We start from the raw sequence: 13,017 nt of genomic DNA on the forward strand, positions 1-13,017 counted from the left end.
TCTTTTAGTTCAAATATGGTATTGGATTCACTGCATTCGACTTACTGCCGTTCCATGGACCAGTATGCAGCTCAAAGTGGAGGTGCTGTCCTTGGGACATGCCTGTATTCCCCATTGTACCAATCTGCTGTCCTTGGGAAACACGCTGACCGGCACTTACTTGCATGGACGTCAAATGGGCGTAAACTGTCGTATATGTTTTTCCATCAATCGAATGGCTTACAAAAATTACATTTCCGTAGCTGGATGAGTAGTAGGCTTGTGAAACCGTACCTGAAGCTGCTGCCCATATCGGTACATTAGATCCGCGTTTCGCAATATCGATACCGTAATGGAATGTACCCCATCTTGGCCCAAATCCAGAAGTAATGCTGCCTGGTGCCGGAGTGATGAAATCACCGCTGGACGCAGGAGCCTTGGATGCTTGCTGCTCCTGTTTTGAAGCAGAAGCAGCAGGCTGTTTCGCCGGAGCTGAAGCAGACTTGGAAGTCCCTGAATTTGTTTCAGCTGTCTGTTTCTTCTCTTCTTTCTCCTGCTTCGGTTCTTGTTTTACAGTCGGTTTGCTGGCAGCAGATGCTGAAGCTTTTTCTTGTTCTGCCTGTGCTTTATCTGCTGCTTCTTTTTCCTCCGCTGCTATTCTGGCAGCTTCTTCCTGTTTCGCTTGCTCTGCACGCTGACGCTCTTCTTCTTTACGGGCTTCTTCCTCCGCCTTTTGCTTATCACGGTAAGCAACCTCTGCAGCAATAGCCTCTTCCTGGGCAGCCAGCAATGCAGATTCCTCGCCAAGACTTACTAGCTCCTCAGAAGTTACATCGTATTCCTTCATAACATCTGCAATAAGCTTGTCCTTCTCTTTTTGCTGGTCCGTCAAGGTTTGCTTTGTTTCTTCCAGAACGTCTGCTTGCTCCTCAACACGTACGAGCTTTGTTTGACGTTCTGTTTTCTTGGACTCAACATCTTCCAAATCCTGCTGCTGTGCTTCCATCAAATCCTGATCTGCTCCCATGATAGTACTGACAGCATCAACACGGTTAAGGAAATCTGAAAAACTCTTGGATTCCATAATGACATCCAGGTATTTTACCTGACCGCCACTTTTCTGCAGAGAATGCATGCGATCCTTCAGCAAACCGTGACGCTCCTCGATCCGGACTTCCAGGTCGGCAATCTCTTTTTTCAATGTATCGATATCCGTTTCCAAACTGGAAATCTCAGACTCTGTATCCGCTAGTTTCGTGTTCGTTTCACCGATTTTACCATCTATTTTCTCTAATTCAGCACGAAGTTTTTCAGCTGCAGCCTGCAGATCATCTTGCTTCTCTGTTTTCTCTGATTGCTGCTTTTCATTCTCCGATTTCTTCCGTTCGACTTCATCTCTTTGTTCATCTAAATCTTCATAGGCATAAGCAACATTACTAGATACCGGCAAGACAAGTGCAGCAGTTCCGATCACTGCAGCCAAACCGATATGCAGCCATTTTTTTCTCAATTCTGTTCCCCCTGTGAATCTGTTTATTCTTTTTATAGCCCTAGTTCGATTAATCTGTAATGAAATAGAAAATAAAGTAATCTCCGGGAACAGTATACTATACGAAAGTGTGACAAAACATTACAATAATGTTTCAAATTCACCGCTTGTAGAAGTGAATGGTAAATCTTCTTGTAGAAAATAAAAAAAGCATGCACAAAACGGTGCATGCTCTGTCATAAAACAAATAATACAACAAATGAAACGATATAGATGAATGCTAATAATATCCCCAAAATCAAGAAAGGCACCCTCATCTGCTTACTTTTTGCGGCTCCATAGAATAAGAGACCGACAGTAAGCAAGGCCACCGCCAAGATCAGAATCAAACGCACGCTTGGTGGCATGATACAGCATCTCCTTACAAAAATGATATTCCTTTATTATAACATGATAGAAAGGCACCCTGCTTTTATTTATGTCCATTCTTTAACATTAACAGTCATTTGGGCACTTCTCTATCTTGCACCTAGTCAAACCTGCTTAAACGAAAAGGTCTCATATCAACTGTTAATTCCTTCTCCATTGCCATTTCACTCAAAACTTCTCCTACTGCACTGGCGAATTTGAATCCATGACCGGAAAATCCAAGTGCGAACATGATTTCAGGGTGTTCAGGATGATAATCGATGATAAAATCTTCATCGGGAGTCATACTGTACATACATGTTTTCCCTTCTCGCAGCTGAAATGTTCCGCCGCCCATAAACCGGGATAGGAAGCTTAGCAGCTCTTCAGCATCTCCGTCATGGAAAGGAGCACCTTTTTGGTCTGGATGTATTGGCAAGCCAGTGTCATGGCGCCCGATTTTCAACCCGGTCCCATTTATATCTGGAAACCCATAATATGTACCAATATCCGTATCAAAGCTGAAACAAGGAAACCTGCCTTCTTGAAAAGGTTCATCTGCATGCAGCCAGGCAAATGTCTTCCGAGTGACTGTAATCGGCAGCTGCAATCCAAGCTGCGACAATAATTCTTTGCCCCATGCCCCTGCTGTCACAATAAGCTTTTTACCTTTATGTATCTCATTTTGAGTCTTAACTTCGATATTACCTTCTTTTATTTGTACTTTTTCCACACGCTGGCCGCCTGCGAGTTCAGCTCCATGGGAGGCTGCTAGCTCAGCATATCCTTTTAAAATTGGATCCGTTCGCAAATAACCTGCATCTTTTTCGTAAGCCCCAATATAATCTGCTGGTACAGTCAGACCTGACCAACGCTTTTTCATTACATCTGAAGTAAGCTCTTCCACGTGCAGATCATATGTTTCTCCACTTTTAAGTACATTTTGTATAAAAGGACTTGATTCAGGACCACAGTTCAGTACTCCTGTTTCCAGGAAAATGTCTTTTCCGAGCGTCCGCTCTAACTCTTTCCACAGTTCTCTGGCTCGGAGTGCAAAAGGCACATAAGCTTCTCCTTCGCCATAGGCGTGACGAATAATCCTCGTTTCTCCATGGTGACTTCCATGTACATGCGGAGGGTGATAGCTGTCCAGCATAAGTACTGCCTGGCCTTTCTTTGCCAGCTGATATCCAGCGCTCAATCCCATAGATCCAGCTCCGAGAATGATCATGTCGTATAGCATCTGTTTCACCTCAACCTTCCTATAAATAAAGCATATCGAAAGAGGGGTTGGCGGACAACCTATTGAATTATATTACTTACAGAAAATTGGTGGCGATTTACCTAGTATAAAGGATGTGATTATGTGCCATTATACTGGAAGCATTAACAAATCACGGTAGTAGAGAAAACCTATGGAGAAGGAGTGCGAAGAAAATGGATTCCCAATTGTACAAAGCTATCCAATATATTGATAAAACACTTGCGGAAGGTCTTTTTGATCCAATGACACGGCAGGAAATGCTGGAAATCAAACAAAGGCTGGAGCGGGCAGCAAATCAGGAGAAAAGTCCCTAAAAAGGCTTCATACCAGCTTTTAAGTGCTTACTGACACTGGTTGAATTAACAGAAACTATCCATTATAGTTATTTCTGTCATTATTTTACCTAAGTCAGGAGCGATTTATTTATGGAACCACAACAAAGAGACCACCAAAGCAATGGTCAGATGAGAATCATGCAATGGGTATGGACATTGGTATTAACAGGAATTCCTCTAGTCAATATTATCATGCTGATTATTTGGGCAGCTGATCGTACCAATCCAAGAAGAAATTATGCCATTGCCACATTCATTGTGATGGCTGCTTTTATCATCATTTACTTTATTATTTTCATGATTTTCATGATTCTTGGATTCACACTATTCGAGTCAGATCCAACATATTCCGACACTTACTATTATTGATAACTTGTCAGAAAGTTAGCAATTCTACTGCTAGACTTCTAAAATCTGCGAAAATATCATATGATAGAGGTTGCAGACAATAATAGAGGAGTTTTTAGTCGTGACAGTACTTACGAAAACCGAAAGTCTGGATAAAGTTCTTGCTGAGATGAACATGCGTTCCAAGAAGAAGCGTGCCCGCAAGAAATTCATCAAGCAGGCAATTCAACAGCTGGCATCTGAAAACGAGACAGCTGTGGCAGAAACGCCGCTAGTCGAGACAAAAGCAGCATATGCTTATGATAAGCTTCCTGTAGGATTCATGATTAAGGTCGGAAAACAGCATTTCCCTGAAGAAGCTATCTTCCGTTTCTACTACAATCAGAACCATCCACAGGAATATAAAAACAAGGAATTGCTGACAGAACGTTTCCAGACATTAGTGGAAGCAGCATCTGGTTCAACCAAGACTAGCTTGATTGAAGCTCTTGATCAACAGACTTCCAAATAAAAATGACCGCTCAAGCGTTGCTTGGGCGGTTATTTTTGTATTGTACTGTCAATTTGTATACTTTTCAAAGCCTGGCTTGCGAGCTGATCTGCTTCTTTGTTTTGTTTCCTATCCACATGGGCATATTGAATTGTCAAACCAATACCGTCAGCCAATTCATCCACTTTATCTGCCCAATATTTCAATTCCTTTTCATACATAGGCCACTCTTCCGACATCTGATTGACAACGGTAAGGGAATCAGCGTAAACCTCTATCTCCTGTTCTTTTACTCCAATTTCCGATAATACACCTATGGCAAAATGCAATGCAGCATATTCTGCTTCGTTATTTGAGATAAGCTGTTCCATCTCCTGATTACGCCGAAGACGGTATTCCCTTTGATTTTGTTCGTAATGAATAACGCATCCCAGGCCGCCTCTGCCTGTTTCCTTATCAAAACCGCCATCCACGTATACACGAACATTATGTGGTTCTGTTTCGAGTTCCTTCATGTAACTGCGGAGCTCTTTTATCGTCCATTCTGTCTCGTATTGATCCAAGAGTTCTATCTGAGGCACTCTTCCGCTTTGCTGCATATCCTCCATCAGCAAAAGCGCAGCTCCCGGCGGTAAATAATCCGATAAGAACTCTGCTTCCGTCCCTTTAGGCGTTCGATAGCTTATCTTCATACGCAATTTCATTTCGTATCCCTCCCCTCTTATTCTACCCCATTTATTTATATTTTTATTTTTTGAATAAAAACCTTTGCTTTGTTTTCTGAATTATTGTATAGTACCAAAGGGCGAACGAAATAAAAGCAACCACCAAAAATAATTCGTCTTTAGAGGGGTATAAACATGGAAAATGTATTTGATTACGAAGATATTCAATTAATTCCCGCAAAATGCGTAGTAGACAGCCGTTCAGAATGCGATACGACTGCTACACTTGGAAACCATACATTCCGTCTGCCAGTCGTACCGGCAAATATGCAGACGATCATTGACGAAAACATTGCCACTTATCTGGCTGAAAATAATTACTTTTATGTAATGCATCGCTTTGAACCTGAAACAAGAGAAGCTTTCATTAAAAAAATGCAGGAACAGAATCTTATTGCTTCTATCAGTGTTGGCGTAAAAGAAGAAGAATATGGTTTCATCGAAACACTTGCAAGTAAAGCTTTGGTACCAGAATTTATTACAATTGATATTGCACACGGACATTCCAATGCTGTAATTCGTATGATCCAACACATCAAGAAACATTTGCCGGAAAGCTTTGTTATTGCTGGCAACGTTGGTACACCAGAAGCAGTCCGGGAACTTGAGAACGCTGGTGCTGATGCAACCAAAGTTGGCATCGGGCCAGGTAAAGTATGTATCACTAAAATCAAAACTGGATTCGGTACTGGCGGATGGCAGCTTGCAGCACTGCGCTGGTGTGCGAAAGCAGCAAGCAAACCAATCATCGCAGATGGCGGTATCCGAACTCATGGCGACATTGCCAAATCAGTTCGGTTCGGTGCATCCATGGTCATGATCGGTTCCTTGTTCGCCGGCCATGAGGAATCACCTGGTGACACGGTAGAAAGAGACGGCAAGCTTTACAAAGAATATTTCGGTTCTGCTTCTGAATTCCAAAAAGGTGAGAAACGGAACGTCGAAGGTAAGAAAATGTTCGTTGAGCACAAAGGATCTCTTCAGGATACGCTGACAGAAATGGAACAAGACCTTCAGTCTTCCATCTCTTATGCTGGCGGCACGAAATTGGAAGCAATCCGCAACGTTGATTATGTTGTTGTAAAAAACAGCATCTTTAATGGCGATAAAGTATATTGATTAGAGAGGGAGCTGTCTTTGACAGTTCCTTTTGCTTTCTTTAATACTGATAATCATTCTCATTGACTGTCCTCCTGCTTTCTGGTAGCTTTAAAGGAGAACAAGTTTTATGAGGAGGCAATCCTATGTTTGTCAATCAAGTTATTTTCGAAGGTGCACTAGACGCCCAAGATAAAATCATAAATAAAGTAAAGCATACGATGGAAGAGCTGACGGATGTAGCTGGCTTGCATTCCGCCGAGTGCTGGAACAAAGATACGAAAAAAAGTGACACTGTCGCTTATGCTATCGTTACAAAGTGGGATAAAAAAGCTGATTTTGTAGCCTGGATTTCCCGTGAATCACATGTTGCAGAGCACCGTGCGATGCGCAAAGAGAAAAAAGATAAAGATCAAGCACCAGTTATGACGAAAACATTGCTGCAATATGAAGAAGCAAGCTTCGCATAATTCAAAAACCCCTTCTGCCTGAGCAGAGGGGGTTTTCTTTATACTCTCTTAATGGTAAAAGTGAAGCTGTGATCTCCGTTGGAGGTTAGCGTATGCTCCGGATGCACCGGTGCGCCCCAGCTATCATCGCCACCTACACCCATCTGTTTTCCAGAAACAGTCAGTACAGTATAATGTACCGGCGGCAATTCATAAGCATGGTTTGCTTGCTCAATCTCCAGAGCGGTATGAGGAGATGCATTGCATGTAATCGGCAAAGCATCAGCATCCAGCTTTATCCCGCTGCCTTTTTCATCCGTGAGCTTCAGCCAGCGAACTCCCGTCCTTGTACCTGACTCCTGCGGTCGGACATAAGCTGTGCCATTCGTTTGAACCGTATTTTTGAAACGGCTGAGTCTAGCTCCATGATTTCTGTCGGCATAGTTCTCTTCAGGTCCTTGGGCAAACCATTCCAGATTGCTATATGCTGCCGATGTACGGAAAGTAAGGGCAAATGTCGGCAGATCTGGCAGGCCTTCTGCTCCTTGGTACACTGCTTTCACACGGATAGCACCATCTGGGAAGACTGAATAGATTGTCTGTACTTGCAGCTTTTCTGCTATGGAAAATGTATAGGTGAATGTCACATCCACTTGCTCTGCCCCAATATCCAAAGCTATATCTGTACACCTTCTTGCTACACTGGCTGCCAGCCAGACACCAGCTGTATAGCACTGCTGATACCCGTTGTCATTATCCGTGCTTGCACGCCAGAATGTTGGATGAGGAGGTGTCTCAATCAATTCCTCTCCATCATAACGAAGTGACGTCAAACCGCCTGCTGCTTTAGAGAATTGAACACTGAAATCATTACCATGTACGCCGATATTCACATCACCTTCGACGACACGGAGTTTACCCGCCGTTTTAGGAGTGTCTGCTTTGCTTTCCCAAACATATTGCCCGAATGCGATTTCGAACCCTGCATCTGCCCATAATGCTGCTTCACGCAGCTTCATGCTGGCATCAATCGAATATGTTCCAGGTTCCGCTAGAATGCTGCCTGGAATATTTATCTCGAATTCCGCTTGCTGACCAGCCGGGACACTTTGTTCCAGGCTTTCCTCGTAACAGCTCTCCCCTTCTCTTCGCACTGACCAAACTAAATCATAAGCACTTGTATCCGCGAAAAGATTCTCATTACGCACTACAATTTTCTTATCATCTACATCCAGCTTGATGTTCTGATACAGATACTTCACTTCCTGCATTTTCGGAGAAATTTTACGATCGGCAAAGACGATGCCATTTGTACAGAAGATATAATCCGTCGGACGGTCTTGGAAATCACCGCCGTATGCCAGGAATTCCTCTCCATAGCGATTCTTTTTCAGTATTGCCTGATCCATGTAATCCCAAATAAAGCCGCCTTGGTACATTTGATATGCATTTTCCAAATCCGTATATTTGTACATCCCGCCTAATGAGTTGTTCATGGCATGGGAATATTCACAGCTGATAAATGGTTTCTCCGGATCATTTTCCAGATACTTCACAATGTCTTCGACTTTGGCATACATCCGGCTTTCCATGTCACTTGCTTCATCGTATTCCCGTGCGTGGAACACACCCTCATAATGGACAAGCCTGCTCGGATCCTTTTCACGGAAGTAATTCGCCACGTTCACGATGACTTCTCCAGCGTATGATTCATTACCACAGGACCAGATCAGAATCGACGGATGGTTTTTATCCCGTTCCAGCATGGATACTGCTCGGTCCATTACGATATCCTGCCACTCTGGCAAATTGCCTGGGACGTTCCAGGACGGCTCCACCTGACCAAGCTTCTGCCAGGAACCGTGCGATTCCAGGTTCATCTCGTCAATAACATACAATCCATACTCATCACATAACTCATACCATCTGGTCTGGTTCGGATAATGGGAAGTCCGGACAGCATTGATATTGTGCTGCTTCATCGTTTTAATATCCCACAGCATATCTTCTTCGGTAACAACCCGTCCTGTCCGAGCATTGAACTCATGTCGGTTGACGCCTTTGAACACAACACGCTTCCCATTCAGACACATTACTTTATCAATCATCTCGAAGCGGCGGAACCCTACGGACTGCGGAATGACTTCAACGAGCTGCCCTTCTTCATTGAAAATTTGCAGATACAGCGAATAAAGATAAGGATCTTCGGCACTCCAGAGATGCGGTGTTTCTACATGCAAGGAGACGACAGCTGTCTGTTCATGGAATAACCCTTCTGCTTCCTGTACGAAGCTTCCGTGTTTGTCATAAAGACTGCCGGTTATCTTTGCACCCGCCGGTATCGTTTCTTGGAATTGCATGGCTGCCTTTAGTGCTCCTCTTGAATACGTATCATCCAATCGCGCTTGAACAGACAAATCAAAGACATGCAGCTTTGGTGTTGTGTAAAGATACACGTCTCGGAAAATACCGGAGAACCGCCAGAAGTCCTGGTCCTCGAGCCAGCTGCCTGTGCTGCGCTGGTATACTTCTACTGCCAGTTTGTTCTCACCTGGCTGGAGATATGCTGTCAGATCGAATGCTGCCGGTGTAAAGCTATCCTCGCTATAGCCGACAAAATGACCATTCAGCCATACGTAGAACGCAGACTCCACGCCCTGAAATGATATATATAATGGCATGTTTTCCATATGCTTTGGTATAGAAAAATGTTTTACATAGCTGCCGACAGCATTATCCTCCATCGGTACTTGGGGCGGTCTGATATCATGAATGCCATCCCATGGGTACATCGTATTCACATATTGTGGTGTACCATAGCCCTCCAGCTGGATATGAGCAGGGACAGTAATGGAATCCCAGCGGCTGTTGTCGTATGATGAACTGTAAAAATCTGCAGGACGGACGGCAGGATTCTGTGCGTAATGGAACTTCCATTTTCCATTTAGACTGTGGCGCCAAGGCATATCCTTCTTTGCCTTGGCCTGTTCCAAAGTCTCAAAATACACATGATCGGAATGAGCCGGCACGCGATTCACCGCAAACACACTTGTATCTGAAAGCCAATCCAGACTTGGCGTTACCTTCGTATTGCTTGTCATATTCTCTTCCTCCCTCTTTATCTGTTACTTCACGGAACCCATCATTCCTGCTACGAAATGCTTCTGCATAAAGAAGAAAATAATCGCTGTCGGCAATGTCGCAATAACAATCGCCATCATGATCATGCCGTAATCCGGTGAGTAGCTGGAACCTAGATTCGAAATAAGCAATGGAATCGTTTGGTTTTGAGGTGATTGCAAAACAACGAGCGGCCAGAGATAGTTATTCCAGCTGGCCATGAATGTAATGATGGCTGCTGCTGCATATGTCGTTTTCATCGTCGGTACATATATTCGGAAAAAGATACCGATCTCCTTCAAGCCATCAATTCGTCCTGCTTCCAAAATTTCCTTAGGAAACATCTTTGTACTTTGACGGAAGAAGAAGATAAGGAACGCTGTCGTAATACTTGGCAGAACTACAGCAGTTAGTGTATCAATTCCGAGAAACGGAAAAATTGGTGTGATACTTCCGAACATACGGAACAAAGGCACCATCAATGCAGCAAATGGAATCATCATCGACAATAGCAAGATATTGAATACTACGTCCTTCGCTTTGCTGCGATAAATCTCAAATCCATACCCTGCCAAAGAAGCAATCAGCAAGCTAAGGACTGTTGTCGCAACTGCAATGATAGCTGAGTTCGTCAATGCGGGTACCAAATCAACTGTTTGCAAAAGATTTTTGAAGTTCTCAATGAAATTTCCGCCCGGCAGCAATTTTCCCCTTGTAACATCAGAAGAAGTATTTGTCATGCTGACAACCATCCAGTAAAACGGGAAGATGGAGATGATCGCACAGATGCTGAGGAACAGATAACCGATGACTTTGTTGGATAGTTTCATTTCTTATCACCTGCCGCTTTGAATTGGATGATCGAGAAGATGACGATCAGGATTACGATGGCATAGGAAACAGTCGCAGCGTAGCCAAAGTCAGGCGTGTACTTGAAGGACAAGTTATAAATATATTGGGAAATGGTCATAGTTGAATTCCCTGGTCCCCCGGCTGTTATGTTCATAACCTCATCGAACAATTGCAGTGTCCCGATAGTCGATGTAATGGATGTGAATAGAATGATGGGCTTCAGCATTGGAATCGTAATCTTGAAGAACTGCTGGATAGCAGAAGCACCATCAATTTTTGCGGCTTCATAGATGGAACGATCCACGTTCTGCAGAGCAGACAAATAAAAGATCATGTTGTAGCCAGTCCATCTCCATGTGATTGCCAGGATAATTGTGATTTTCGCCCAAAATGGGTCTGTCAGCCACTGAATCGGCTCAGAAACAAGGTTGATCTTAAGCAAGGTCATGTTCACGATACCGTCTGGTGCAAATAAGTATTTAAACACAACAGAGTAAGCAACCAGAGACGTTACACACGGAAGGAAAATGGCTGTGCGGAAAAACCCTTTCCATTTCAGTGTTTTATTGTTCAGTACAACAGATAGGAATAATGCTAACAGGATCATGACAGGTACTTGGATGATCAAGTAAATGACCGTATTCTTAACCGTTGTCAGGAACACAGGATCCTGGAATAGCCGGACGTAATTCTCGAATCCAACGAATGATAGATTCACGCCGCTGCCTGACTGGAACGATAATATCAACGCTTGCACCATAGGGAAGAAATAAAAGATTCCGATCAGCAGTGAGGCTATTGCAACGAATGACCAGCCGACCAATGTATTTTTCAGCCGGAGGGAACGAGCTGGGCGCGGAGCTGGTTTTTCTGCAAGTTTTTCCGGGCCGAGTTTTTCAGGGATATTCATGAATGTGGACTCCTTTCAAAGAAGCCCCGGGAGGCACCATGCATTGCGCGGCGTCCCAGGGCCCTGAGTTTACTTCGCTTGCTGTTCTGCCAGCGATTGTGAATTTTCCAATACTGTATCCAAGTCTTCACCTTGCAAATACTTTTGAATTTCATTGGCAAGGATGTCTTCAATCACATACGTATGCAAGCCATAGTTAACTTGTGGGATTTCTTCTGTCCAAGCTGCGAAATCTGACATAATCTTCTGACCGCCGAAGAATTCATCTTCTGCTTGGTAAGCTTCCCCTTCTGCTGCTGGCTGGTATGTTCCTAGACCGCCCACTTCTTCAACGAACTGCTGATAAAAGTCGACATCAGCTCCGAAAGTCTTACCTAGGAATTCAGCTGCTTTCTCTTTACCAGGAATGTTCAATACATACCAGGAGCTGCCGCCCAAGTTGGATGCATTCACAGATTCCATACCAGGAAGTTTTGGAAACGGTGCTACAGCCCATTTGCCTGACTGAGATGCTTCCGCTTTTACGGAAGGTGTGATCCAGTTACCGCTTGGCAGCATGGAAATGTCTCCATTATTGATTGTGGCAATGTACTGGCTCCAGTCTGCATGCGGTTTCACCAGGTCTGCATCGATCATTTCCTTATACAGACGGAATGCTTCTTTCAATGCATCGTTATTAGCGATATTCGGCGTTACGCCATCTTCCTCCAAATACCACGCACCACTTGTTTGGATCATCATACGCAATAGACCTAGATCTTTTGGATCCTGTGTGATCATCTGCTTGCCTGTAGCATCTTTCACTGCCTTACCGATTTCAATTACTTGCTCCCAATCAGCGTCCTGCAGATCATCAATGCTGTAGCCTGCTTCTTCCAAGTAGTCAGTTCGAACATACAAACCAGCCACACCAGAATCAAAAGGTACGCCATACTGCTTGCCTTCAAAGCTAGTCGGCGGCTGTTTGTACTTTGCGAAGTCATCGATGGAGATTGCATCATCAACTGCATAAAACATATCCGGATAAGACTGCAGGAAGCTTTGTGCACGATAGTCTTCTATCAAAACGACGTTTGGAAGACCTTTTGTCGTTCCAGAGCTAAGACTTGTGTTGAGCTTTTGGATGATGTCGTCCTGCGCATACTCGATTACCTCAATATTAAGCTCACTGTTTTCCTCTTGATAAGCTGTTTTTGCAAGCTCCGCTGCTTTTATATTGAAGTTTGGATCCCATGCCCAAACCTTGATATCGTTCGTATCTGCGTCAGCTTCTGAGCTGGAACCTGAAGAACACGCAGATAGAACGAGCAAACTAATAAATAAAAGTGCTAAAAACTTTTTCATCATGTTTACCCCCTCATTTTTGTAAGCGCTGTCTTTCTAGTTAAATCTTAGCATGTGCTTGCTAACTTCTGTTAGGAAATTATTGTGTCATACTTGGATTTAATTTCCTTGTTGGTAACGCTTACAAATAAGACGATTAGGATTATATTTTGCTATTTGTATATTTTATAGCATTTTATTTACATTCTATTACGCTCCTTTAGCTC

At 43.6% G+C, this 13,017-nt stretch carries 13 protein-coding genes; 5 read left to right on the top strand and 8 right to left on the bottom strand.

The window, feature by feature from the left end; all coding sequences use genetic code 11:
- Positions 1 to 4: 4 nt before the first annotated feature.
- The 3 genes from SFC25_RS13310 to solA form a co-directional block, all read right to left on the bottom strand.
- Positions 5 to 1,489, bottom strand: a complete 1,485-nt coding sequence (locus SFC25_RS13310) for a murein hydrolase activator EnvC family protein (RefSeq protein ID WP_411215742.1) — start codon at positions 1,487 to 1,489, stop codon at positions 5 to 7.
- 215 nt (positions 1,490 to 1,704) lie between these two features.
- The gene (locus SFC25_RS13315; protein WP_411215743.1) at positions 1,705 to 1,875 is read right to left on the bottom strand and encodes a hypothetical protein; all 171 of its coding nucleotides are present in this window, start codon (positions 1,873 to 1,875) and stop codon (positions 1,705 to 1,707) included.
- 122 nt (positions 1,876 to 1,997) lie between these two features.
- Positions 1,998 to 3,119: an N-methyl-L-tryptophan oxidase gene (solA, locus tag SFC25_RS13320; protein ID WP_411215868.1), complete on the bottom strand. Its 1,122-nt coding sequence runs from the start codon at positions 3,117 to 3,119 to the stop codon at positions 1,998 to 2,000.
- A 194-nt stretch (positions 3,120 to 3,313) separates the two neighbouring features.
- On the opposite strand from solA, the gene SFC25_RS13325 reads away from it, so the two are divergent.
- From SFC25_RS13325 to SFC25_RS13335, 3 genes are all read left to right on the top strand, one after another.
- Positions 3,314 to 3,454, top strand: a complete 141-nt coding sequence (locus tag SFC25_RS13325) for a hypothetical protein (RefSeq protein ID WP_411215744.1) — start codon at positions 3,314 to 3,316, stop codon at positions 3,452 to 3,454.
- Between the two features lie 111 nt (positions 3,455 to 3,565).
- Positions 3,566 to 3,844, top strand: a complete 279-nt coding sequence (locus tag SFC25_RS13330) for a hypothetical protein (RefSeq protein ID WP_411215745.1) — start codon at positions 3,566 to 3,568, stop codon at positions 3,842 to 3,844.
- A gap of 100 nt (positions 3,845 to 3,944) precedes the next feature.
- On the top strand, positions 3,945 to 4,334 hold the full coding sequence (locus tag SFC25_RS13335; RefSeq protein ID WP_411215746.1) for a hypothetical protein: 390 nt from the start codon (positions 3,945 to 3,947) through the stop codon (positions 4,332 to 4,334).
- Between the two features lie 29 nt (positions 4,335 to 4,363).
- On the opposite strand, the gene SFC25_RS13340 is transcribed toward SFC25_RS13335, so the two are convergent.
- Positions 4,364 to 5,017: a reverse transcriptase-like protein gene (locus SFC25_RS13340; protein WP_411215747.1), complete on the bottom strand. Its 654-nt coding sequence runs from the start codon at positions 5,015 to 5,017 to the stop codon at positions 4,364 to 4,366.
- A gap of 156 nt (positions 5,018 to 5,173) precedes the next feature.
- Between SFC25_RS13340 and guaC the strand changes: the two genes are divergently transcribed.
- Positions 5,174 to 6,157: a GMP reductase gene (gene guaC / locus SFC25_RS13345; RefSeq protein WP_411215748.1), complete on the top strand. Its 984-nt coding sequence runs from the start codon at positions 5,174 to 5,176 to the stop codon at positions 6,155 to 6,157.
- Between the two features lie 125 nt (positions 6,158 to 6,282).
- Positions 6,283 to 6,606, top strand: coding sequence for an antibiotic biosynthesis monooxygenase (locus SFC25_RS13350; RefSeq protein ID WP_411215749.1), 324 nt, complete (start codon positions 6,283 to 6,285; stop codon positions 6,604 to 6,606).
- Between the two features lie 38 nt (positions 6,607 to 6,644).
- Here the strand turns inward: SFC25_RS13350 and lacZ are convergent, their stop codons facing one another.
- The 4 genes from lacZ to SFC25_RS13370 all read right to left on the bottom strand — a co-directional run bounded on the left by lacZ (position 6,645) and on the right by SFC25_RS13370 (position 12,811).
- Positions 6,645 to 9,686: a beta-galactosidase, LacZ type gene (gene lacZ, locus SFC25_RS13355; RefSeq protein ID WP_411215750.1), complete on the bottom strand. Its 3,042-nt coding sequence runs from the start codon at positions 9,684 to 9,686 to the stop codon at positions 6,645 to 6,647.
- Between the two features lie 24 nt (positions 9,687 to 9,710).
- The gene (locus SFC25_RS13360; RefSeq protein ID WP_411215751.1) at positions 9,711 to 10,535 is read right to left on the bottom strand and encodes a carbohydrate ABC transporter permease; all 825 of its coding nucleotides are present in this window, start codon (positions 10,533 to 10,535) and stop codon (positions 9,711 to 9,713) included.
- A complete protein-coding gene (locus tag SFC25_RS13365) occupies positions 10,532 to 11,467 on the bottom strand; it encodes a carbohydrate ABC transporter permease (RefSeq protein WP_411215752.1) in 936 nt (311 codons plus the stop codon). Before SFC25_RS13365 ends, SFC25_RS13360 begins: the two co-directional genes overlap by 4 nt.
- A gap of 69 nt (positions 11,468 to 11,536) precedes the next feature.
- The gene (locus tag SFC25_RS13370) at positions 11,537 to 12,811 is read right to left on the bottom strand and encodes an ABC transporter substrate-binding protein (protein WP_411215869.1); all 1,275 of its coding nucleotides are present in this window, start codon (positions 12,809 to 12,811) and stop codon (positions 11,537 to 11,539) included.
- Between the last annotated feature and the right edge of the window lie 206 nt (positions 12,812 to 13,017).

It is taken from the genome of Terribacillus saccharophilus, assembly GCF_046592595.1.
GTDB lineage: Bacteria > Bacillota > Bacilli > Bacillales > Amphibacillaceae > Terribacillus > Terribacillus saccharophilus_C.

What these genes read in the sequence shown, in the direction of transcription:
- SFC25_RS13365 (WP_411215752.1), bottom strand. Translation starts at nt 11,467, where the DNA reads ATGAATATCCCTGAAAAACTCGGCCCGGAAAAACTTGCAGAAAAACCA.
- lacZ (WP_411215750.1), bottom strand. Translation starts at nt 9,686, where the DNA reads ATGACAAGCAATACGAAGGTAACGCCAAGTCTGGATTGGCTTTCAGAT.
- SFC25_RS13330 (WP_411215745.1), top strand. Translation starts at nt 3,566, where the DNA reads ATGGAACCACAACAAAGAGACCACCAAAGCAATGGTCAGATGAGAATC.
- guaC (WP_411215748.1), top strand. Translation starts at nt 5,174, where the DNA reads ATGGAAAATGTATTTGATTACGAAGATATTCAATTAATTCCCGCAAAA.
- SFC25_RS13360 (WP_411215751.1), bottom strand. Translation starts at nt 10,535, where the DNA reads ATGAAACTATCCAACAAAGTCATCGGTTATCTGTTCCTCAGCATCTGT.
- SFC25_RS13340 (WP_411215747.1), bottom strand. Translation starts at nt 5,017, where the DNA reads ATGAAATTGCGTATGAAGATAAGCTATCGAACGCCTAAAGGGACGGAA.
- SFC25_RS13350 (WP_411215749.1), top strand. Translation starts at nt 6,283, where the DNA reads ATGTTTGTCAATCAAGTTATTTTCGAAGGTGCACTAGACGCCCAAGAT.
- SFC25_RS13325 (WP_411215744.1), top strand. Translation starts at nt 3,314, where the DNA reads ATGGATTCCCAATTGTACAAAGCTATCCAATATATTGATAAAACACTT.
- SFC25_RS13315 (WP_411215743.1), bottom strand. Translation starts at nt 1,875, where the DNA reads ATGCCACCAAGCGTGCGTTTGATTCTGATCTTGGCGGTGGCCTTGCTT.
- solA (WP_411215868.1), bottom strand. Translation starts at nt 3,119, where the DNA reads ATGCTATACGACATGATCATTCTCGGAGCTGGATCTATGGGATTGAGC.
- SFC25_RS13370 (WP_411215869.1), bottom strand. Translation starts at nt 12,811, where the DNA reads ATGAAAAAGTTTTTAGCACTTTTATTTATTAGTTTGCTCGTTCTATCT.